At 59.7% G+C, this 21,923-nt stretch carries 20 protein-coding genes and 1 pseudogene; 16 read left to right on the top strand and 5 right to left on the bottom strand.

Translation table 11 applies throughout. From position 1 onward, the window contains the following. Positions 1–200: 200 nt before the first annotated feature. The 16 genes and pseudogenes from rimP to E6C55_RS08850 all read left to right on the top strand — a co-directional run. Entirely contained in the window at positions 201–662 is a 462-nt protein-coding gene (gene rimP / locus E6C55_RS08925) for a ribosome maturation factor RimP (protein ID WP_136369438.1), read from the top strand. A 25-nt stretch (positions 663–687) separates the two neighbouring features. Beyond that, entirely contained in the window at positions 688–1,788 is a 1,101-nt protein-coding gene (gene nusA / locus E6C55_RS08920) for a transcription termination factor NusA (protein WP_136369437.1), read from the top strand. A 71-nt stretch (positions 1,789–1,859) separates the two neighbouring features. Next, the gene (gene rnpM / locus E6C55_RS08915; protein WP_136369436.1) at positions 1,860–2,177 is read left to right on the top strand and encodes an RNase P modulator RnpM; all 318 of its coding nucleotides are present in this window, start codon (positions 1,860–1,862) and stop codon (positions 2,175–2,177) included. Next, entirely contained in the window at positions 2,164–2,493 is a 330-nt protein-coding gene (locus tag E6C55_RS08910) for a L7Ae/L30e/S12e/Gadd45 family ribosomal protein (RefSeq protein WP_136369435.1), read from the top strand. The genes rnpM and E6C55_RS08910 overlap by 14 nt, the downstream gene beginning before the upstream one ends. Further along, complete coding sequence (infB, locus tag E6C55_RS08905; RefSeq protein WP_136369434.1) at positions 2,486–5,638, top strand: translation initiation factor IF-2; 3,153 nt, start codon at positions 2,486–2,488, stop codon at positions 5,636–5,638. Before E6C55_RS08910 ends, infB begins: the two co-directional genes overlap by 8 nt. Positions 5,639–5,669: 31 nt before the next feature. Beyond that, positions 5,670–6,026: a 30S ribosome-binding factor RbfA gene (rbfA, locus tag E6C55_RS08900; RefSeq protein ID WP_136369433.1), complete on the top strand. Its 357-nt coding sequence runs from the start codon at positions 5,670–5,672 to the stop codon at positions 6,024–6,026. After that, complete coding sequence (locus tag E6C55_RS08895) at positions 6,023–7,006, top strand: DHH family phosphoesterase (RefSeq protein WP_136369432.1); 984 nt, start codon at positions 6,023–6,025, stop codon at positions 7,004–7,006. The genes rbfA and E6C55_RS08895 overlap by 4 nt, the downstream gene beginning before the upstream one ends. Further along, positions 7,003–7,947 (top strand): tRNA pseudouridine(55) synthase TruB, encoded by a 945-nt coding sequence (truB, locus tag E6C55_RS08890; protein WP_136369431.1) that lies wholly within the window; start codon positions 7,003–7,005, stop codon positions 7,945–7,947. The genes E6C55_RS08895 and truB overlap by 4 nt, the downstream gene beginning before the upstream one ends. 42 nt (positions 7,948–7,989) lie before the next feature. Continuing rightward, entirely contained in the window at positions 7,990–8,961 is a 972-nt protein-coding gene (locus E6C55_RS08885) for a bifunctional riboflavin kinase/FAD synthetase (protein WP_136369430.1), read from the top strand. A gap of 152 nt (positions 8,962–9,113) precedes the next feature. Then, a complete protein-coding gene (gene rpsO / locus E6C55_RS08880; protein WP_136369429.1) occupies positions 9,114–9,383 on the top strand; it encodes a 30S ribosomal protein S15 in 270 nt (89 codons plus the stop codon). A gap of 189 nt (positions 9,384–9,572) precedes the next feature. Further along, positions 9,573–11,675, top strand: coding sequence for a polyribonucleotide nucleotidyltransferase (pnp, locus tag E6C55_RS08875; RefSeq protein WP_136369428.1), 2,103 nt, complete (start codon positions 9,573–9,575; stop codon positions 11,673–11,675). A 975-nt stretch (positions 11,676–12,650) separates the two neighbouring features. After that, complete coding sequence (locus E6C55_RS08870) at positions 12,651–13,667, top strand: polysaccharide deacetylase family protein (protein ID WP_136369427.1); 1,017 nt, start codon at positions 12,651–12,653, stop codon at positions 13,665–13,667. A 97-nt stretch (positions 13,668–13,764) separates the two neighbouring features. After that, complete coding sequence (locus tag E6C55_RS08865; RefSeq protein WP_136369426.1) at positions 13,765–15,048, top strand: M16 family metallopeptidase; 1,284 nt, start codon at positions 13,765–13,767, stop codon at positions 15,046–15,048. Beyond that, positions 15,011–15,454, top strand: a complete 444-nt coding sequence (dut, locus tag E6C55_RS08860; RefSeq protein WP_136369425.1) for a dUTP diphosphatase — start codon at positions 15,011–15,013, stop codon at positions 15,452–15,454. Before E6C55_RS08865 ends, dut begins: the two co-directional genes overlap by 38 nt. A gap of 372 nt (positions 15,455–15,826) precedes the next feature. After that, positions 15,827–16,783 (top strand): sigma-70 family RNA polymerase sigma factor, encoded by a 957-nt coding sequence (locus E6C55_RS08855; RefSeq protein WP_136369424.1) that lies wholly within the window; start codon positions 15,827–15,829, stop codon positions 16,781–16,783. Positions 16,784–16,837: 54 nt separating this feature from the next. After that, positions 16,838–17,155, top strand: a pseudogene (locus E6C55_RS08850) (SRPBCC domain-containing protein); the annotation flags it as partial. 80 nt (positions 17,156–17,235) lie between these two features. Here E6C55_RS08850 and E6C55_RS08845 read toward each other — a convergent pair. The 5 genes from E6C55_RS08845 to proC form a co-directional block, all read right to left on the bottom strand. Further along, complete coding sequence (locus tag E6C55_RS08845) at positions 17,236–17,652, bottom strand: VOC family protein (protein ID WP_136369423.1); 417 nt, start codon at positions 17,650–17,652, stop codon at positions 17,236–17,238. Positions 17,653–18,270: 618 nt separating this feature from the next. After that, positions 18,271–18,927: a methylthioribulose 1-phosphate dehydratase gene (gene mtnB, locus E6C55_RS08840; RefSeq protein WP_136369422.1), complete on the bottom strand. Its 657-nt coding sequence runs from the start codon at positions 18,925–18,927 to the stop codon at positions 18,271–18,273. After that, the gene (locus tag E6C55_RS08835) at positions 18,924–19,679 is read right to left on the bottom strand and encodes a 2-hydroxy-3-keto-5-methylthiopentenyl-1-phosphate phosphatase (protein WP_136369421.1); all 756 of its coding nucleotides are present in this window, start codon (positions 19,677–19,679) and stop codon (positions 18,924–18,926) included. The genes mtnB and E6C55_RS08835 overlap by 4 nt, the downstream gene beginning before the upstream one ends. Continuing rightward, entirely contained in the window at positions 19,676–20,923 is a 1,248-nt protein-coding gene (locus tag E6C55_RS08830) for a 2,3-diketo-5-methylthiopentyl-1-phosphate enolase (RefSeq protein WP_136369420.1), read from the bottom strand. Before E6C55_RS08830 ends, E6C55_RS08835 begins: the two co-directional genes overlap by 4 nt. A gap of 117 nt (positions 20,924–21,040) precedes the next feature. Then, positions 21,041–21,922, bottom strand: coding sequence for a pyrroline-5-carboxylate reductase (proC, locus tag E6C55_RS08825; protein ID WP_136369419.1), 882 nt, complete (start codon positions 21,920–21,922; stop codon positions 21,041–21,043). Position 21,923 lies beyond the last annotated feature (1 nt).

Raw genomic sequence — 21,923 nt, 5'->3', positions numbered from 1 at the left:
TCGGCCACCGCCAGCGGGACTCTTCCAAAATTCCAATTGCCATCCGAATCAAGGTTATGGTATATTATTTCTGGTAATCATGTGGATATCACTGTCTGCAGAAGAGTGGGGAAACCCACTCTTTCCGTTTTGCCATGGGACTTTTAGGTCTTACGCGGCGGAAGCGGTAGAGCCATTCGCAGCAAGCGGGAGGTCATGATTTGAGCGTACCCAAGATCAAGTCCATCGTAGAAGAGTTCGTCTCTCCATACCTGGACGAGAACGGCTATCAGCTTGTGGATGTCGAGTATGTGAAGGAAGGAAGCAACTGGTTCCTGCGCATCTTCGCGGACAAGGAAGGCGGCGTCGATCTGGACGATTGCAGCCGCATTACCGAATTCGTCAGCGCGAAGCTGGATGAGCTGGACCCGATCGCCGATCCTTACTTCCTGGAGGTCAGTTCTCCGGGGGCGGAGCGCCCGCTCAAGAAGCCGGAGGATGTGACGAAGGCCGTAGGCAAGCACGTGTTCGTCACGACCTACGAGCCGGTCGGCGGCGCCAAAGAATTCGAAGGAAGGCTGGACAGCTTCGACGGGCAGACGATCGCGATGACGATCGGCCGCCGCGAGATTTCCATCCCTTACGATAAAGTGGCCTCGGCTCGCCTGGCCATTGTTTTCTAATCTTGGAAGGAGGAATCATTCCCCAATGAGCATGGAGTTCATCGAGGCATTGTCGGAGATCGAGCGTGAGAAAGGCATTACCAAAGACGTTCTGCTCGAAGCGATCGAAGCGGCATTGATCTCTAGCTACAAGCGCAACTTCAACACCGCGCAGAACGTGCGTGTCGATATCAATCGCACGACCGGCGTCATCAAGGTGTATGCGCGCAAGACCGTCGTGGAAGAGGTGCTCGATCCCCGGCTCGAGATCTCCTTGGAGACGGCGCGAAGCATCAACCCGCACTACCAGCTCGAGGACATCGCCGAGATCGAAGTGACGCCTCGCGACTTCGGGCGGATCGCCGCCCAGACGGCGAAGCAGGTCGTCACCCAGCGCATTCGCGAAGCGGAGCGCGGGCTGATCTACAACGCTTATGTCGACAAGGAGCAGGACATCGTCACCGGCATTATCCAGCGCCAGGACCTGCGCAATCTGTACATCGACCTGGGCAAGGTGGAAGCCGCTCTTCCGCTCACGGAATTGATGCCGACCGACAAGTTCAAGCAGGGCGACCGCGTCAAGTCGTACATCACGAAGGTGGAGAATACGAGCAAGGGGCCGCAGATCATTCTGTCCCGCACGCATCCCGGCCTGTTGAAGCGCTTGTTCGAGCTTGAGGTTCCCGAGATCTTCGACGGCACGGTCGAGATCCGCTCGGTCGCGCGCGAAGCGGGCTTCCGCTCGAAGATCGCGGTTCATTCCCGCGCGGAGGAGGTCGATCCGATCGGCTCCTGCGTCGGTCCGAAGGGAATTCGTGTGCAGACGATCGTCACCGAGCTGAGAGGCGAGAAGATCGATATCGTCCGTTGGTCCGAATCCGTCGAGGAGTATGTCGCCAACGCGCTCAGTCCTTCGAAGGTGCTCGAGGTCATCGTGTTCGAGAGCGAGAAGATGGCCCGCGTCATCGTGCCGGATTATCAGTTGTCGCTCGCGATCGGCATCAAGGGGCAGAACGCCCGTCTGGCCGCGAAGCTGACCGGCTGGAAGATCGATATCAAGAGCGAGACGCAGGCGGAGCAGGAATACGGACGTCCGAAGACGGCCAGCGCCGACGTCATGCACCAGGACAGCGTCTCGATCGATTGATTGCGGCTTGCGGGGTGTTCCGGCTTGCGGAGGCGCCTGCTTCCGAAGCTTCAAGGGGGAGGAGTGGAGCCTTGAGAACGAGGAAGATACCTCAGAGAAAGTGTGTGGCCTGTCAAGAGATGATGCCGAAGAAGGAACTTATTCGCATCGTTCGCTCGCCCCAAGGGGACATTCAGATCGACTTGACGGGCAAGAAGCCGGGGCGCGGAGCTTATTTATGCGGGAAGAGCGCTTGCTTCAAGCTGGCGAAGAAGTCGAAGGCGTTCGAACGGGCGCTCAAGACTCCCGTCGCGCCGGAGATTTACGATAAGCTGGAAGCGGACTTCATTCAGGTGGAAGACGAGTTCCAAGCGAACAAGGAGCTCATGCAAGACGATGACGACGAATAAGGCATTGTCGCGGCTTGGTCTCGCCATGCGGGCCGGCAAGCTGGTGTCCGGGGAAGAGATCGTGCTGAAGGCGATCCGTTCCGGCGAGGCGAGGCTTGTTCTGCTGGCGGGAGACGCTTCGGACAACACGAAGAAAAAAGTTGCCGACAAATGCGAAAGCTATAAGGTAGAGCTGTTAATCGGTTTCACCCGTTTCGAGCTTGGGGGAGCCGTCGGTAAACCCGAACGGGTATTGTTCGCTGTAACGGACAAGGGGTTCGCGGACATGATTCGAAGCGGCTGGGTTCAACATTCGGAGGTGGAGAATATTGAGTAAACAAGAAGACAACAAGGATAAGCTGCGCGTGTATGAGTATGCGAAGCAGCTCAATATGAGCAGCAAGGAAGTCATCACGATTCTGAAGCGGGTTAATCTGCCCGTTAACAACCATATGAGCGTGATGGAAGACAATATGGTCGGCGCCGTGGAGAAGTTCTTCCGCGACGTGAAGGCGAATGCCGCCGCGAAGATGGCGCAAGCGCCGAAGCAAGGCGGCGGCTCCCAAGGCGGGGCTTCGTCCCGTCCGGCGCAAGGCAATCACGGCGGCCAGGGCGGCCAAGGACAAGGCGCGCAAGGACAAGGGCAAGGCGCGCAAGGCCAAAGCTCTTCCTCGCAGCCGCGCCGTTCGGAAGAGGCGTCCACCGCTTCCAACTCGGCCGCTTCTTCGGCATCGTCGGCGCCTCAAGCGTCCATCGCTTCCACGCCGGCGCCGAGTGCGCCTGCTTCCGGCCAAGGCGGCGAGCGTCCGCACAGCGAGCGCGCTCAGGGCGACCGCCCGCAGCAAGGCCAGGGCGGCGATCGTCCGCAGGGCCAAGGCGGCTACAATCGCGGCCAAGGCGGCGACCGTCCGCAAGGCCAAGGCGGCTATAACCGCGGCCAAGGCGGCGACCGTCCGCAAGGTCAGGGCGGGTACAACCGCGGTCAAGGCGGCGACCGTCCGCAAGGCCAAGGCGGCTACAATCGTCCGCAAGGCGACCGTCCGCAAGGTCAAGGCGGCTACAATCGTCCGCAGGGCGACCGTCCGCAAGGCCAAGGCGGCTACAATCGTCCGCAGGGCGACCGTCCGCAAGGCCAAGGCGGGTACAATCGCCCGCAGGGCGACCGTCCGCAAGGCCAAGGCGGGTACAATCGTCCGCAGGGCGACCGTCCGCAAGGCCAAGGCGGCTACAATCGCCCGCAGGGCGACCGTCCGCAAGGTCAAGGCGGCTACAATCGTCCGCAGGGACAAGGCGGCGGCTATAATCGTCCGCAGGGCGATCGACCGCAAGGCCAAGGCGGAGGCTTCAATCGTCCGCAGGGTCAGGGCGGCGGCTTTAATCGTCCGCAGGGCGACCGTCCGCAAGGTCAAGGCGGAGGCTTCAATCGTCCGCAAGGCGGTCAGACAGCCGGCGGCGGAAGCAGCTTCGGCGGTCGCGCGCAGAGCGGATTCGGCGTCGGCACCGGCGCGGGACGCTCGTCGTCGCAGCCGGCGGCAGCGGGCAATCGCGGCGGCGCAGGCCGTCCGGGCGGACGTACGGACGGCCGCAAGGATTCCGACAGCAACCGCAGCGGCGGCAAGCGGAAGGACAACGAATTCAACAACCGGTTCGGCGAGGATCGGTTCCGTTCGAAGGGCAAAGGCAAGGGCGCCAGAGGCAAAGGCCAGCCTCAACGCGAGAAGATCGACAATACGCCGAAGAAGGTTATCGTCCGCGGCGAGATGACCGTCGGCGAGCTGGCGAAGCTGCTGCATAAGGACGCTTCCGAAGTCATCAAGAAGCTGCTTATGATGGGCGTCATGGCGACGATCAATCAAGAGCTGGATCTGGATACCGTCCTGCTCGTCGCAGGCGAATACGGCGTCGAGACCGAAGTGAAGATTGTCGTGGAAGACTCGAACTTCGAGACGATCGAAGAGAACGACAACCCGGATGCGCTGATTACCCGTCCTGCCGTCGTAACGATCATGGGCCACGTCGACCACGGGAAGACGACTCTCCTCGACGCGATCCGCGAGACGCAGGTGGCGAGCGGCGAAGCCGGCGGCATCACGCAGCATATCGGCGCGTACCAGGTCGAGGTTCACGGCCAGAAGATTACGTTCCTGGATACCCCGGGCCACGAAGCGTTCACGACGATGCGCGCCCGCGGAGCCCAGGTTACCGATATTACGATTCTTGTCGTCGCGGCGGATGACGGCGTCATGCCGCAGACGGTCGAGGCGATCAACCATGCGAAGGCGGCGAACGTGCCGATCATCGTTGCGGTCAACAAGATCGACAAGCCGGGCGCGAACCCGGACAAGGTGAAGCAGGAGCTGACCGAGTACGGCCTCGTTCAGGAAGCGTGGGGCGGCGATACGATCTTCGTCGAGCTGTCCGCCAAGCAGCGCATCAACCTCGAAGGCTTGCTCGAGATGATTCTGCTTGTCGCCGAAGTGAACGACTACAAGGCGAACCCGGATAAGCGCGCCCGCGGCACGGTCATCGAAGCCGAGCTCGACAAGGGCAAAGGCCCGATCGCACGTATTCTCGTGCAGAACGGCACGCTTAAGGTGGGCGACGCGTTCGTTGCCGGCGACTGCTTCGGCCGTGTCCGCGCCATGACGAACGACCGCGGACGCCGCGTCAAGGAAGCCGGGCCGTCGACTCCGGTCGAGATCACCGGTCTGACGGAAGTTCCGCAAGCGGGCGATCCGTTCATGGTGTTCGAGGACGAGCGGAAGGCTCGCGAGATCTCCGATAAGCGCTCGATCAAGACGCGACAGGAGACGATGAAGGCGAATTCGAAGGTGACGCTCGACGACCTGTTCAGCAAGATCAAGGAAGGCGAGATCAAGGACCTCAACGTCATCCTCAAGGCGGACGTGCAAGGCTCGCTCGAAGCGCTTAAGGGCTCGCTCGAGAAGATCGAGGTCGAAGGCGTGCGCGTCAAGACGATCCACAACGGCGTCGGCGCGATTACCGAATCCGACATCTCGCTCGCCATGGCCTCTTCCGCGATCGTTATCGGCTTCAACGTCCGTCCGGAGCCTCGCGCGGCGGCGACCGCCGATCAGGAGAAGGTCGATGTGCGCCTGCACCGAATCATCTACAAGGTGATCGAAGAGATCGAACAGGCGATGAAGGGCATGCTCGATCCGGTATTCAAGGAGAAGGTCATCGGCCACGCGGAAGTTCGCGAGACGTTCAAGGTCAGCAAGGTCGGCACGATCGCCGGCTGCATGATCACGGACGGCAAGGTCAGCCGCAACGCCGAATGCCGCGTCGTTCGCTCCGGCATCGTCGTGCACGAAGGCAAGCTCGATTCCTTGAAGCGGTTCAAGGATGACGCGAAGGAAGTATCGGAAGGCTATGAATGCGGCATTACGCTCGAGAAGTTCAACGACATTCAGATCGGCGACGTGATCGAAGCCTTCGTGATGGAGTCCGTCGAGCGATAATCCGCGACAGGAAAAAAGAGGTGAAGGCCGCATGGCGAAATTCCGCGTCGGTCGGGTAGGAGAGCAGATCAAGAAAGAGATCAGCTCCCTTATCCAGACCGAGCTTAAGGACCCTCGCATCGGGTTCATAACGGTTACGGGCGTCGACGTGACGAGCGATCTGTCTCTCGCGCGCGTATACCTCAGCATTCTTGGCAACGAAGAGCAGAAGGAAGCGACTCTTCATGCGCTTGCCAAGGCGAAGGGCTTCCTTCGCTCCGAGCTCGGCAGAAGAATGAGACTCAGACATACGCCGGAGATCGAATTCCGCTTCGACAGCTCCATCGAGTACGGCAGCCACATCGAGTCGCTTCTGCAGGAGATCAATCGGGAGAATCGCAACGGATGACGTGGGGCGACAAGCTCAACGCGGCAGCCGAGTTCATTCGTGAGCGGGACGACTTCCTGGTGGTGTCCCATGTCCAGCCGGACGGGGATGCCATCAGCTCCACGGTCGCGGCCGCATGGCTGCTCGGGAAGCTGGGGAAGACGTACACGATGTACAACGACGGCCCGATTCCGTCGCGGCTCGCTTATCTGCACGGCAGCGATTCGATCGCGACGGCCGCAAGCAGGCCCGATCGGAAGTTCAAGCACGTCATTACCGTCGATTGCGCGGATTTCTCCCGCTGCGGGACGGCGCAGGAGCTGTTCGAGGACGGCTTCGAGCTGCTTAACGTCGATCATCATCCGACGAACGACGGCTTCGGCACCGTCAACCTGATCGACAGCAATGCGGCCGCAACCGTCGAGATTCTGCACGATCTGATCGAATCGGCAAAGCTCGCTCCCGACGAAGGAACCGCCACGGCCATCTACACCGGGCTCATGACGGATACCGGGGGCTTCCGCTACGCGAATACGAGCGCGAAGGTGATGGACATCGCCTCCTCCATGCTTCGGGCGGGAGCGAACGGCCCCGATCTGGCGGAGCGGCTGCTCGAGCGCATGACGCTCGGTCAGATGAGAATGATTCAGACCGCGCTAGCCCGGCTGGAATTCAGCCCGGACAACCGGGTCGGATGGCTGTGGGTGACGACCGAAGACCTCTCCGAGACAGGGGCTTCGAACGAAGACCTGGAAGGGCTTGTCAACTACCCCCGCAACGTCGAAGGGGTGGAGGTCGGCATTCTGTTTAAGCAGAACGCCCCGGATTCGGTCAAGATCAGTCTGCGGTCGGCGGGCAAGGTCGACGTCGCCGCAGTCGCTCAGCAATTCGGAGGGGGGGGACACGTTCGCGCGGCCGGCTGCCGAGTGGGCGCGAATCTCTCCGCAGCGATTCCGCTCGTTGTTGCGGCGGTACGGCAGGCGCTGGACGAAGCGCAATGACTCAACCTTTATCGTTCGTTCCCGAAGGAGTTCTCGGCATCTGGAAGCCTGCCGGCTGGACGTCCCATGACGTTGTCGCGAAGGCGCGGCGGATTGTGGGCGTGAAGCGGATCGGTCATACCGGCACGCTCGACCCGGCGGTTACCGGAGTGTTGCCGATCTGCGTCGGACGAGCTACCCGCATGGTTGAATACCTTCAGGAGATGCCGAAGACGTACGAGGCGACGCTCCGCTTCGGAATTGCGACCGATACGGAGGATGCCGAAGGCGACATCATCGAGACCGCGGACGTCAGCCATCTGACGGAAGCGCAAATCAGGGACGCCGTGCTCGCCTTCGTCGGAGACATCGTTCAGATTCCCCCGATGGTATCCGCCGTGAAGGTGAACGGCAAGCGTCTGTACGAGTTGGCGCGCGAAGGCGTGACCGTCGAGCGTCAGGCGCGGCCGGTTACGATTCACGGGATCGACCTGCTGCAGATCGACGTCTCGAAGCCGCAGCCGGAGGTTCGCTTCTCCGTCCGCTGCTCCAAGGGAACCTACATTCGCACGCTCTGCGTCGATATCGGACGCAAGCTGGGCGTTCCCGCCGTCATGGCCGGCTTGATTCGGACGGTAAGCGCGGGATTAACCCAAGAGGATTGCGTCACCTTGGAAGAGCTGGAGGAGCTTAAGCGGGAAGGCCGTCTGGCCGAGCGGTTCGTGCCGGCGGACGAGATGCTCGGCTTCCCGAGAACCGAGGCGGGGGAGCGGGAGGCAATCTTCGCGCTGCAGGGCAAGACGCTTGCGGGCGCCGACTTGCTTCCTCCTCCGGACCGCGAAGGAATCTGGAGGCTGTATCGCGGCAGCGACGACGTCTTCCTGGGCTTGTTCGACAGCGATCCGGCCCGGGGAACGTTGCGCCCGCTCAAGGTGTTCCATCCTTCGGAGCAGAACGGCTGACGCTGACGGGAAGCCGCTAGATTGGATGCAGGAGGACAGCAGGTGGAACTTTACGGAATCGCGTATTCGCCGCAATCGGACGTTTTTGACTTGCCGGAACAAGCCGCGAAGCCGCAAGGCTTGTCGCTCGCAATCGGCTTCTTCGACGGGGTGCATCTGGGGCACCGGGAAGTCATCCGGCGAGCGGTGACGCTCGGGCGGGAACGGGGAGAGACCCCCGCGGTCCTCACGTTCGATCCGCACCCGCGGGTCGTGCTCGGCAAGGACCAATACCATTCGGTGCTCACCCCGATGGAGCACAAGCTGGAGCTGTTCGCGGCGGAAGGGGTAGAGACGTCGCTTGTCATGTCGTTCGACAGAGCCTTCTCGGAGGTAACGGCGGAGCGCTTCATCCGCGAGCTGCTCCTCCCGCTAGGCGTCAGGACGATCGTCGTCGGCTTCGACTTCCACTTCGGCCATCGCGGGCAAGGCTCCGCCGAGCTTCTGAGGCAGATCGGCGGAGCGGCCATCGACGTGCAGGTGGTGGAGCCCGTATACCGGGACGGCGCGAAGGTAAGCAGCTCTCGGGTTCGCCAGCTTCTGACGGACGGAGAATGCCGGCAAGCGGCGGAGCTGCTGGCCCGTCCTTACGAGGTCAGAGGGGAAGTCGTCCACGGCAAGGCGCTCGGCAGACAGCTGGGGTTCCCGACGGCGAACATCGATCCCTCGCACTCTTATTTTCTGCCGAAGCATGGGGTTTATGCCGTTACGGTGCGGACGGACGATGGTCCGGATGCCCCTGTCTATAAGGGCGTTATGAACGTCGGCCTTCGTCCGACCGTGGACAAGGGCGCGATCGAGCCGAAGCTGGAGGCGCACTTGCTGGACTTCGACCGGGACCTGTACGGCAAGAGCTTGCAGGTTCGGTTCCACGACTTCCTGCGGCCGGAGATGAAGTTCGGTTCCCTTGACGCCCTCGTCGAGCAGATCGGCAGGGATGCGGCGAATGCTAGAAAAAGGTTGGAGTTGTTGTAACGGTCATTCGACTGTGCTATACTGATAAACGTTGCGATTCGCGGCATTCGCCCGCAGCGCAATCGAACCTTGGCTTGGCCGATCGCTCTCACCGGCGGCGGCGAGGCTAACGGCGATTATTTGGCAAGAACAATTCTAGGAGGTGAATGAGGATGGCACTTACGCAAGAGCGCAAGCAAGAGTTGATCGAGGAACACAAGACTCACGCGACGGACACCGGGTCTCCGGAAGTCCAAATCGCTATCCTGACGGAGAACATCAACAACTTGACGGGACACTTCCGTTCCCACAAGAAGGATCACCACTCCCGTCGCGGATTGCTGAAGATGGTCGGTCAACGCCGCAAGCTTCTGGCTTACCTGAAGAACAAGGACGTTAACCGCTACAGCGCACTGATCGCGAAGCTCGGCCTGCGCCGCTAATTCGCTTGGTAGAGAGCAACCTGGTCTTGTCGCGAGGGAAGGTTCCCGACCGACTCCGGGTTGCTTTTCCTAATTTACGGGAACAAATCGGCGTCTATCGCACGGCGAGCATGCCTAAGAAGCGCCAAGCAGGAAATAATGGGTAATGTGTCGAAATTACATAAGTCTACTTATTGAGGAGGGATTATGTTGGCTCAAAGTGTAGAAATGCTGCTGGGAGGACGTCCGTTCTCGCTCGAGACGGGACGTCTCGCGAAGCAGGCCAATGGCGCCGTCGTCGTTCGTTACGGCGATACCGTCATTCTATCCACCGTTACAGCTTCGCCCGGTCCGAAGGATCTTGATTTCTTCCCATTGACCGTCAATTATGAAGAGAGGCTCTACTCGGTAGGCAAGATTCCGGGGGGCTTCATCAAGCGCGAGGGACGCCCGAGCGAGAAGGCCATTCTGGCCAGCCGCCTGACGGACCGTCCGATTCGCCCGCTGTTCCCGGAAGGCTTCCGGAACGACGTGCAGATCGTCAACCTCGTCATGAGCGTCGACCAGGACTGTTCGCCGGAGATTGCTGCCATGATCGGTACGTCCGCCGCCCTGTCGATCTCCAACGTGCCGTTTAACGGACCGGTCGGAGGCGTTGTTGTCGGCCGAATCGACGGCCAATTCATCATCAATCCTACCGTTGCTCAAGAAGAGAAGAGCGACATGTACGTCGTTGTCGCCGGTACCCGCGACGCGATTATGATGGTCGAAGCGGAAGCGAACGAAGTGCCGGAGATGGACATTCTCGAAGCGATCATGTTCGGCCATGAAGAGATCAAGCGGATCGTCGATACGATCGACCGCCTCACGGCCGTTGCCGGATCGCCGAAGATGGACGTCGTGCTCCACGAGGTCGACGCTTCCGTTGCCGCGGACGTCAACGCCTTCGCGCAGCAGCGCCTCGTCGAAGCAGTGCGTATCGAAGAGAAGCACGCCCGCCAGGAAGCGATCGACGCGATCAACGACGAGACCGTAGCCCACTTCACGGGCGTCTACGCCGATGCTCCGGAGAAGCTGGCCGATGTCAAGGAAGTGCTCTACGACATCGTCAAGAACGAAGTGCGCCGCCTGATCACGCACGACAAGGTTCGTCCGGACGGACGCAAGCCGAGCGAGATCCGCCCGATCTCCGGCGATGTCTCGCTGCTGCCCCGCACACACGGCTCCGGCCTGTTCACGCGCGGCCAGACGCAAGCGCTCAGCATCTGTACGCTCGGCCCGCTCGGCGACGTTCAGATTCTCGACGGTATCGGGACCGAAGAGACGAAGCGCTTCATGCACCATTACAACTTCCCGCCGTTCTCCGTCGGGGAAGCCCGTCCGCTTCGTCCGCCGGGACGCCGCGAGATCGGCCACGGAGCGCTCGGCGAGCGCGCGCTGCTGAAGGTTATTCCTTCGGAGTCCGAATTCCCGTATACGATCCGCCTCGTCTCCGAAGTGCTCGAATCGAACGGCTCCACCTCCCAGGCGAGCATCTGCGCCAGCACGCTCGCGATGATGGATGCCGGTGTGCCGATCAAGGCTCCGGTTGCCGGCGTGGCGATGGGTCTGATCAAGGACGGCGACCACTTTACGATCCTGACCGATATCCAAGGGATGGAAGACCATCTCGGCGACATGGACTTCAAGGTTGCGGGAACGGCCAAGGGCGTTACGGCGATCCAGATGGACATCAAGATCGACGGCATCGACCGCTCGATTCTGACGCAATCGCTCGAGCAGGCGAAGGAAGGACGCATGTTCATTCTCGGCAAGATGATGGAAGTCATCCAGCAGCCGCGCACCGAGCTCAGCAAGTATGCTCCGAAGATCGTCACGATGCGCATCAATCCGGACAAGATCCGCGATGTCATCGGATCGGGCGGCAAGGTCATCAACAAGATTATCGAAGAGACCGGCGTCAAGATCGACATCGAGCAGGACGGCATGGTGTACATCGCTTCTTCCGATGCGGCGGCGAACGAGAAGGCGCGCTCCATCATCGAGGGCATCGTCCGTGAAGTCATCGTCGGCGAGATTTACCTCGGCACCGTCAAGCGCATCGAGAAGTTCGGCGCGTTCGTCGAGATTCTGCCGGGCAAGGACGGCCTCGTGCACATCTCGCAGTTGGCGGTCGAACGAGTTGCGAAGGTGGAAGACGTCGTGAACATCGGCGACAAGATCCAGGTCAAGGTGACCGAGATCGACCAGATGGGCCGCGTCAATCTGTCCCGCAAGGTGCTGCTTGCACCGGAAGAACCCGTGAAGAAGTAGGATAAGAAGGAAGACGAGCCCCTCAGGGGACCGATTAGGCTAGAAGAGAGAAGAGACCGATTCCGTCAGTCTCTTTTTTTGTGCGATTTTTCCATTATGCGACGACCCGCTGGAGGACAAAACGGAACACAAACCACACTATGCCAAAGCGCACTGTGACATACTGCGTCGCACCATGCGGGAATATACTGCAACACACCACGATACCCTGCGACACACCACACCACAACACACTACAAATACACCACGACGCACTGCAACACACCAGAACATGCTGCCGGAGCGCACACATACTGCCGGAGCGTACACAAGCTGTCGGAGCGCACACATGCTGTCGGAGCGCACAAGGCGACGCAATGCAGCACACTATGCGGCCGCCGCCGCTAAGCGACAACTTGCATTGAAGCTGTGCGACAGTCGGCTAGACTATGTAGACGATTACATGCGGGAACTCCCCTTCGTTCGGAGGGAACTAGGGACTTTGAGGCGGAAGGAGCCGATGGACGCCGAATTATATGTGAAAAATCATATTCGATCCCACCGATATCGGGCACTTTGAGCAATTATATGTGAAAAATAGCATACATGGCGGAATTTCCGGCGCAAAATGCTGGATGTACGCGAAAAATCACATAAAACATCTTGATTCAGCCGGAATCCACGCCAGCGAATGTGAAAAATCGCATAAAACCGAATAAACGCCAAGCGTCCCCGGGTTTCCGGCAACCGAAGACCTTGACACGGCGGAGTTTGCCGAAGGCGCTGTTGCTCGTCCCTCCGCCATCGCCCTCCGCCGTCACCTCTCGTCTTCGTCCCTTTACCTGCATCTCTCCGCCATCGCCCCCTGAATTCGGACAAACACATAATTCGGCCGACTTTGGCATAGGATGGAGGCGAGACGGGATCGGCCAAGCCAGCCGCCCCGCCATTCGGCCGCCTGCGAGCGGACCCCAAGAGAGCGGAAGGAGAGGTCCGATGAGAGTCACGTCGCCACTCGTGCCTGCGGCGATGCTGCTGTGTCTCGTTGCCATCCTGGCCGCCGGCCGGTATGGCCCGGTAAGCGAATATGTCCGCCAGGTGAAGAACGGTCCATCTGCGACCATCGCGTTTGACAACGACAACCCGAACGCGTCCGGACTGAAGCAATGGATCGTCTCCGAGGCGAAGAAGCGATATGAAGCGCCGGTTAACGCGGTCGTGGACCGAGTGTGGAAGGCGATTCCCGGTTATAGCGGCCGAGAGGTCGATATCGAAGCCACTTACGAACAGGCGCTTGGCCAAGGCTACCGGGAAGCAGGGGGCGGGGGAGGAGCTGGAGACGGTGCTTTTCCATGGGTGTACAAGGAACTGAAGCCGTCCGTCAGCCTGCGGGATCTTCCGGCAAGCCCGATCTATCGGGGCAACTCGCATAAGCCGATGGTCGGCCTCATGATCAACGTCGCTTGGGGCGAGGAGTACTTGCCTTCGATCCTGCAGACCCTCGACGAGGAGAAGGTGAAGGCGACGTTCTTCTTCGACGGCAGTTGGCTCGCGAAGCATGCCGACATCGCCCGGGACATCGTTCAGCGGGGTCATGAAGCGTCCAATCATGCGTATACGCACCCGAACATGAGCACGCTCGGGGCGGCGCGGCAGCGGCAGGAGATCGCGAAGACGGAGGGCCTGCTCACGACGAAGCTTGGGGTGAACAACCGTTGGTTCGCGCCTCCTTCGGGGGACTTCAACCAGACGACCGTCGACATCGCAAGGGAGCAGGGGCTTCAGACCGTGCTGTGGACGCTTGATACGATCGACTGGAAGAAGCCGCCGGCTTCCCAGGTTATCGATAAAGTATCGGCTCGCGCAAGCGCCGGAACGCTGATCCTGATGCACCCGACGCAGACGACGAAGGATGCGCTGAAGGGCATGATCCGTGTCCTTCGATCGAAGGGCCTGACCCCGGGAACCGTATCGGAGACGCTCTCCGAGGAGCGCATCGAGGAGCCGAAGTAGCGCCGCAAGCGGGTCTTGCAGGGTGTTGTCCGTCTGTTGTTCCGACTCCCGATATTTGATATAGTGGTACTATTGATCTGTTGTAGGGGGAGAATGGGTGGAAAAGTTTACGTTAAAGAACGGTCTGCGAGTGATGATTGAGCCGATTCCGACCAGCCGCTCCGTATCGTTCGGCATCTGGGTGAAGACCGGCTCCCGTTACGAGACCCCGGCGGACAATGGCATCTCCCACTTTATCGAGCACATGCTCTTCAAAGGCACGAAGCGCCATTCCGCCAAGGAGATCGCCGACCGCTTCGACGGCATCGGCGGCAACGTGAATGCGTTCACGTCGAAGGAATATACTTGCTATTACGCGAAGGTGCTTGATCAGCACCTCCCGATTGCGGTCGACGTCCTGTCCGATATGTTCTTCGAATCGTTGTTCGACGAAGAGGAGCTGGCGAAGGAGAAGAACGTCATTATCGAGGAGATCTCGATGTATGAAGATACGCCGGACGATATGGTCCACGATCTGGTGACGCGGGCATCGCTCGGCGACCATCCGCTTGCGTATTCCATTCTCGGTACGGCCGAGCGGTTGAATGCGATGACGAGCGACGATCTTCGCGGCTACATGGGCAGAAGGTATACGATCGAGAACACGGTCATCAGCCTCGCGGGCAATGTCGACGAGAAGGTGATCGACCTGCTCGAGCACCACTTCGGAGGCTTCGCCGTTCGCGGCGGAGAGGCCAGCTTGACGGTTCCGACGTATCGCTCGGACGCGCTGTTCCACCGGAAGAAGACAGAGCAGAACCATCTCTGTCTGACGTTCCCGGGCTGCTCGATTCACGAGCCGAAGATGTACGCGATGATTCTGCTCAACAACACGATCGGCGGCGGCATGAGCTCGCGGCTGTTCCAGGAGATCCGCGAGAAGCGCGGCCTCGCTTATTCGGTGTACTCTTACCATACGTCCTATGCGGACAGCGGGCTGTTCACTGTATATGCCGGAACCGCGCCGAAGCAGACACAGGACGTATACGATCTCACGCTCGAGATGCTTAGCGACGTGAAGGCGAAGGGACTGACGGACGCCGAGATTCACCGCGGCAAGGAGCAGCTCAAGGGCAACCTGATCCTCAGCCTGGAGAGCTCCGGAAGCCGCATGAACCGCCAGGGCAAGAATGAATTGATGCTGGGCCGTCATCAGACGCTCGACGAGATGATCGAGAGGATCGACGCCGTCACGAAGGACGACGTCGCCGAGATGATCGACCGGGTGATGGGAGCCGATTCGTGCGCCATCGCCGTCGTTGGAGCCCAAGAGAAGGTCTTGAATGGATTGGGGAGGGAATTCGTTGTATCCAGTACAGTTGAAGCGGCTGCCGGGGAATGAAGACATCGCCCTGCCGCGCCGAATGTCCGAATGGGCGGCGGGCTTTGACCTGCATGCGGCCGTAGTCGAACCTATGATTCTGGCGCCGGGCGAGAGAGCGCTCGTGCCGACAGGCTTCGCGATGGCGATGCCCCGCGAGCTGGAGGCGCAAGTGCGCCCGCGCAGCGGCCTGGCCTTCAAGCATGGAATTACATGCCTTAACTCGCCCGGCACCATCGATGCCGACTATCGCGGCGAAGTGAAGGTGCTGCTCGTCAATCTGGGGCAGCAGCCGTTCACGATCGAACGCGGCGAACGGATCGCGCAGATGGTGTTCCAGCTCGTTCCGCAGGTGGAGCTGACGGAAGTCGAGGAGCTGTCCGACACCGTTCGCGGCGAAGGCGGCTTCGGGCATACGGGCAAGTAACCGCACTTTATAGTGATCCTTGAAGAGCATAAACCGAGTTCCGTTACGGAGACGAGATTCCGTGACGGGCTCGGTTTTGTTTTTTGTAGGCTATTTCTGCAAGATTCGTTGTGTGTATGATATGATGGCATCAGATGCAAACGCTGACAATGAAATTGATGTAAGGGCAATAATAAAGCTAATCGTTCACAAGAATGCATACAGAAAGGAAGATAAAGGAAGATAAATTATCATGCTTCGATGCTCATGGTGTATGAAAAAGATTAATGAAGATAAAGAACGTTATGGATTAAGCGTCAAATTCATTGAAGGAGCAGATCTAAAACAGGATGAAGGCACCGCCCTTCGGGGAGATCGTTAAGGGAGGACGCGATGAACGAGACCGCATTTGACGAATCATTATTTGCCAGCTTGAAGCCGGGCTTAACCTCGTTCTGTTACCGGATGCTAGGCTCCATGGACGATGCGGATGATGTCGTTCAGGAGACGAGTATTCGGGTCTGGCAGAGCTGGAGCACGTTCAGACAGGATTCCTCGTTCAAAACTTGGGTTTATCGGATTGCCTCCAACCTGTGCGTGGACAAGCTGAGACAATCCAAACGCCGCGCGCTTCCCGTTGACCTGTTCGATCCGGCTGTCGCGATCGTCGAGCCGCGCGCCACGCTGCCGGACTCTGCCTGGATCTGGCCGTCTCCCGACTTTGGGGGCAATCCGGAGGATCGGCTCGTCCGCAGAGATACCCTTCAACTGTGCTTCATCGCTCTCCTGCAAACCTTGCCTCCGCGGCAGCGCGCGGTACTTATTTTGAAGGATGTATTCGAATGGTCCTCCAAGCAGATCGCGGAGACGTTGGCGATGTCGCCGGCAGCGGTGAACAGCGCCTTGCAGAGAGCCCGAGAGACGATGGACCGGGCGCAGCTTCGCTCGGATGAACTCAGCAGCATGGACGTTCAACCGGACCAGCAGTTGCTGTCCCGGTACGTGGAGGCCTTCGAGCAATTCGACATTGCTGCGCTCGTCGCGTTGTTCCACGAGGAAGGCTGCATGTCGATGCCGCCCTTCGAGATGTGGGTCCGCGGCAAGGAAGATTTGTCCGCCTTCTATTCGCTTACTCGTTGGCATTGCGAAGGTTCGCGATTTGTGCCCATTACGGTGAATGGCGGTTATCCGGCGTTGGCCCAGTATATGCCGGGCAAAGAAGGCTCCGGCCTGGTACCCTGGGGCATCCACGTCATCGAAACCAAAGAAAATCAAATTCTGCACGTGCAAAACTTTATTCATACGCCATTATTTTCGCGATTCGGGCTGCCTGAGCGAATGGACCGATGAAATTCGCCATTGACTTACGTCTATATCACCCGAGAATAACCAAATGACGAATATCGTGCATCCGAGGATTGGCATGCGCCGAGATCCGACAACGATCTGCGGGTTGGCGGCAAGTTTCTGACACGGATGGAAGCGAAGGATGGCAGCATGGGCTTTGATTTTGGCGGCGTCTACGATGTCGTGAATCGGCATGAGGCGATCGGCTACACCATGGGAGACGGAAGAAGAGTGGATATTGCTTTTGTCGATCAAGGGAATGAGACGAAGGTCATTGAGACATTCGATGCGGAAAGCACCAATCCCGTCGAGTTCCAGCAAGCAGGCTGGCAAGCGATCATGGACAATTTCAAAGCCTATACCGAACAAAACTAAGCATCGCGAAGAAGACGCCGGGGGAAGCTGCCCGACGTCTTTCTTTTTGAACCCTAGTACGAGCGTGCCCTTCGTTAGCCTTAACCTTGCGCCGCATCCATGTTCATGCAGTTAATGGCCCACAGATGCCCGTCCAAGTCCACGAAGCCCCAATGATACATTACCCCATGCTCTTCAGGTTCAGCGTGCAACTTCCCGCCCAAGGAGACCGCGGCATTCACGATTTCATCGACTTTTTCCCGGCTCTCGAAGGCCAATGCGATCGTCATCTGCGCATACTTGCTCGTATCGACGGATTCCCTCTCCGTAAGCGTATTAAAGAATGCTTGATTGATCAGCATGACCTGCAGGTTGTCGCCGATTACGATGGCTGCCGAATTCTCGTTATCGGGGAATTGCGGGTTGAGCTCGAATCCGAGTCCGGTGAAGAACGCTTTCGATTGTTCTACGTTGTTTACAGGCAGGTTGAAGCTCGTGAATGCGGACGTTAATGCCATTTGCCATACACCTCTTCGTCAATTTAGTTTGTGTTCATCTATGCTCTCATTTATATAGACGACAGCCGATCCGGGAATTCATCGGTCTCCTGGATAGTTCGGATACCCGTCATTCCCGTAAGGTTGGAATGATGTTGGGATCAGATGTAACATTTTGAGTTGTTTGAACTTGGCGGTTACATCACGAAGCATCTTCGGCTTAACGAGCTGCTTCATGTCGTGTTGGCGGTGCCTATCCGGTGAGCGGGAGAACCTTGCCCCTGCGTGAAGGTTTATTCCGCAATGGGCAGGCAGAGCCGCGGAGGGCGACGAGCGAGGGAAGGCGGCGATAACGTCGGCGGACCCGTCGAGGCCGGCAGCAGCGGAGTTTTATGTGGAAAATCACATTCGTGCGGTCCGATGACAGGATGTTTGGGCGGATGTATGTGAAAATTAGCATAAATGGAGAAATTCCGGGATGGAGTTGCCGTATGTATGCTAAAAATCGCATAAAACGCCCCGATCCATCCGGATTCCGGGACGATGAATGTGAAAAATCATATAAAATCGCAAAAACAGCCCTCCCGGACACAAACGGCCACCGGAGAGGGCTGCGCTGCAATTCGCACGATCCTAATCTTAACGTCCCTGGACCAGCTTCAGCTTGTACACGTATTCGAACAGGAACTCGAACGCCTCGAGGTGCTTGCGGGCTTCGAAGGCGTCGCGGCCCCAGGCGTAGATGCCGTGCTTGCGCAGCAGGATGCCGGGGATGCGCTTGTCCAGGCGGTCGCGCACTTCGGGCACGATCAGCGGAATGTTCGCGAAGTTGGAGACGATCGGCACCTCGATGACCGCTTCCTCGTCCCAGATGTTGAACGCCTTGATCAGCTCGACGCCCTCCACCGGAACGGACCTGCGGTCCCAGAACAGCTCGGAGACGAGACTGTTGTAGACGGAATGAATGTGGAAAATAGCGCCGCATCCCGTCTGGCGATAAATCTCGCAATGAATCAGCGTCTCGGCGGACGGCTTCAGCGCAGTCGGCTCGCACGCCGCTCCGGTCTCGTCGACGAGCAGAAAGTCGTCCGGCGTCGATGCGGCTTTGTCCTTGCCGCTCGCGGTGACGGCGAAGGTGAATTGCTCGGGCGTGAACGCGCCGACGCGCATCGACAGGTTGCCGCTCGTGCCGGGGAACCAGCCGCGGGAAGCGAAGTCGGTCTTCACCCGATCCAGCTCGCGATAAACGCGCTGTTTCTCCTCCAGCAGGATGGACTTGCTCGGATGTTCGCTCATTTTCTCCAGTCTCCTTGCTCCAGATGATGGACGATGTCGTGGAAGTTCTCGAACGGAATGTGCGGCAGGCCGAGCTCGCGGCATCTCTCGGTCAGGTGGGAGCGGGAGAAGACGAGGTCGACGAGCTTCGCTCCTTCGAAGTCGGTGATGCTGTCGCCGATCAGAATGCGGGTGAATTGCTCCTTCGGGTACCGGCGGATGACCGCTGCCTTGCACATGCCGCAATCGTTCGTGCAAATCTCGTCGCATGGATGCGGCCAAACAATCTCGATCCGTTCGCCGCTGAAGTCGCTTCCGTTGCAATAAATATGATCGCTCGGGATGCCGAACGGCGCAAGCAGCGGCTGGACGAAGAAGTCGATGCCTCCGCTCGTGACGAAGAACGCCACGCCGTTGTTTTTGCACCAGTCGAGCAGCTCCTGGAACCCCGCGCGAATGCCGGCGCTGCGGAGGATGAAGTCCGTAATCTCCTGCCTCATGGAGGAAGGGAAGAGGGCGAACATCTCGCCGACGCCTTGGCGCAGCGACTTCTTGAAGCTGACGATGTCGCTCATGATCGCCTCGTAGCCGGGCGGGCTGAAGTGCTTCATGACGGCAACGATGTTGTCGCTCAGTGTGATCGTCCCGTCGAAGTCGCAGAACAGAACGGGAGGCTTGGCGCCGCCGCTTCCGCTTGCCTGGGCGCTTGCGGCGCCACTGGCTTGGAGCTCCGTCGTTTGATTCGCAAGGCTGTTCGTCGCGCTGTCCGTCATGCCTCGCGTACCCCCCACCGTTCGATGGCGAGCCGCAGCTCCTCATGCTCCTTCGCATAGTCGGCAAGGCCGATGCCCGCCTTCGCCGCGTCGATCGCCTGGCGGAACGCCCGGCCGCCGGCCGCGGCCCCCTGGGCATGTCCATGCACGCCGCCGCCCGCGTTGACGACGACCGCTTCGCCGAAGTCGCGCATAATAAGCGGCACGAGGCCGGGGTGAATGCCCGCGGACGGCACCGGGAACGAGGCCTTCAGCGGAAGCGAAGGGTCGATCAGCGCCGCCTGGACGGCGAGGTTCTCTTCCTTCGGCATAACGACGGAGCCGTATGGGGAAGGGAAGAGCGACAGGTCCGCCCCGGCGATCCGCGTCAGCTTGCCCAGCAGCAGAGGAGCGGCGATGCCGTGGTGCGGAGACGGATAGGAGGCGCCGGCGAGCGCCGGATGGGCCGCGATCGGCACATTAATCGCACGGTCTGCGGCAAGCTCGGCCAGCGCGTCATAGCCGTAGGCCAGCACGTTGAACAGGAAGCCGTTCGCTCCCGCATCGATTGCGCGCAGCGCGTTCTCCCGCAGCTTGGACGTCGGTCCCGTCAGGTTCGTGAAGTAGATCAGCTTCTGGCCGGTCGTCTGCTCGGCTTCGCGCGCCGCAGCGATGCACGTCTCCACGCGGCGTTCGAGCGGGGTCAGCGGGTTCTCGAACAGAATCTCGTCGTCCTTGATCAAGTCGACGCCGCCGAGCGCCTGCTGAAGGAATTGCTCGCGCAGGTTCGGCAGATCGTAGCCGATGACGGACTTGAAGATGCTCATAAGCAGAGGCCTGTCCGTCACGCCGAGCTGCTCGCGAACGCCCGACATGCCCAGCTTCGGTCCGGGGAAGGCCGACAGGAAGTCGGACGAAGGCGTCAGGTCGAGCAGCTTGATGCGGCCGTCCATCGACAGCTTGCCGAACGTCGTAACGAGGAGGGCGGGGATGTCTCTCGAGAAGTTGAGGTCCGGGTAGGCAATCGTAATGTCCGCATACCGTTCTCCGGCTGCCGCGCCTTCCGGCTCGTGCGCCTTGATCGAGACAACCTGTCCCAGGTACTTCTCCATCTTCAGCTTGGCCACTTCGGGAAGCTCGGTCCAACTGCCGACGGTCAGGCCGACCGCGATCCCTTCCGCCTTCTTCGCGAAGTCGGCTTTGTCGTCGAACAAGCGATAGGTAGCGGTGCTGCAGCCCGGATTCGGCTTCTTGTTGTCGTTCATTGCTCTACACCTGCTTCCGTATGGTTAATTGACGAATGAATGTGCAATTGTGGAAAATCAATGGAGCGAACGGGATGCGGCATATGGCTGAACGAGCGGCTGAGTAAGGCGAATGCCTTATTTGCGGGCGAACGCCTCGTCGGCAATCGCTTGCCCCATCTCTTCCGCGCGCTCGGCGCAGCGGAGCATCGCCTTGTCGATCGCTTCCGGGAAGCCGAGCCGCTCGAGCGTCTCGATTGCCGCTTGGGTCGTGCCGTTCGGCGAGGTGACCTTGCGGCGCAGCTCGGCCGGGTCTTCTCCCGTCGTCCGCACCATCTCCGCCGCTCCGCGCACCGTCTGCACGACGAGCTCGCTTGCGGCGTCAAGGCTGAGCCCTTGCTCGATGCCGGAGCGAATCATCGCTTCCATCATGTAATAGATGTAAGCCGGTCCGCTGCCCGAGACGGCGGTCACCGTCTGAAGCAGGTTCTCTTCGACGACGGCGGCGATGCCGATCGCCTGGAACATCGAGAGGGCGAGGGCGCGTCCATCCTCCGGCACGGAAGCCGAGAAGCTGATGCCGGTCGCCCCGAGCCCGATGGAGCTCGACGTGTTCGGCATCGTCCGAATGACCGGCTGCTCGCTCGCGAGCAATTGCTGAATCGTGCCGATCGTCAGGCCTGCGATGAGGGAGACGATCAGTTGGTTCGGGCGAAGATGCGGCTTCAGGGCGAGCAACGCCGTCGCCGAATCCTTCGGCTTCATGCCGAGCACGACGATATCGGACTCCGCGAGGGCGGCGTTCTTCTGCTCTTCGGTAAGCGCCGGCACGACGCCGTAACGCTTCTGCAGCTCGAGCAGACGGTCGCCGTTGGAGCGGTTAAGAACCGTCACGTTGCCGGGAGCGGCGACGCCGGTCTCGACGATTCCCCGAACGATCGCTTCCGCCATCGAACCGGCTCCGTAGAAAACAATTGTTTTATTAAGCAGTGAAGAAGATGAAGCTGATGCGGTTGTCATG

Origin of the sequence: Cohnella fermenti (assembly GCF_004801405.1) — a bacterium.
GTDB lineage: Bacteria > Bacillota > Bacilli > Paenibacillales > Paenibacillaceae > Cohnella > Cohnella fermenti.
This window is presented reverse-complemented; position numbering and strand designations above follow the sequence as displayed.

Bases quoted from the DNA above. Each gene is read 5' to 3' on its own strand.
- nusA (WP_136369437.1), top strand. From the start codon at position 688: ATGAGCATGGAGTTCATCGAGGCATTGTCGGAGATCGAGCGTGAGAAA.
- E6C55_RS08910 (WP_136369435.1), top strand. From the start codon at position 2,164: ATGACGACGAATAAGGCATTGTCGCGGCTTGGTCTCGCCATGCGGGCC.
- rbfA (WP_136369433.1), top strand. From the start codon at position 5,670: ATGGCGAAATTCCGCGTCGGTCGGGTAGGAGAGCAGATCAAGAAAGAG.
- E6C55_RS08895 (WP_136369432.1), top strand. From the start codon at position 6,023: ATGACGTGGGGCGACAAGCTCAACGCGGCAGCCGAGTTCATTCGTGAG.
- truB (WP_136369431.1), top strand. From the start codon at position 7,003: ATGACTCAACCTTTATCGTTCGTTCCCGAAGGAGTTCTCGGCATCTGG.
- rpsO (WP_136369429.1), top strand. From the start codon at position 9,114: ATGGCACTTACGCAAGAGCGCAAGCAAGAGTTGATCGAGGAACACAAG.
- E6C55_RS08870 (WP_136369427.1), top strand. From the start codon at position 12,651: ATGAGAGTCACGTCGCCACTCGTGCCTGCGGCGATGCTGCTGTGTCTC.
- E6C55_RS08855 (WP_136369424.1), top strand. From the start codon at position 15,827: ATGAACGAGACCGCATTTGACGAATCATTATTTGCCAGCTTGAAGCCG.
- E6C55_RS08845 (WP_136369423.1), bottom strand. From the start codon at position 17,652: ATGGCATTAACGTCCGCATTCACGAGCTTCAACCTGCCTGTAAACAAC.
- mtnB (WP_136369422.1), bottom strand. From the start codon at position 18,927: ATGAGCGAACATCCGAGCAAGTCCATCCTGCTGGAGGAGAAACAGCGC.
- E6C55_RS08835 (WP_136369421.1), bottom strand. From the start codon at position 19,679: ATGACGGACAGCGCGACGAACAGCCTTGCGAATCAAACGACGGAGCTC.
- E6C55_RS08830 (WP_136369420.1), bottom strand. From the start codon at position 20,923: ATGAACGACAACAAGAAGCCGAATCCGGGCTGCAGCACCGCTACCTAT.
- proC (WP_136369419.1), bottom strand. From the start codon at position 21,922: ATGACAACCGCATCAGCTTCATCTTCTTCACTGCTTAATAAAACAATT.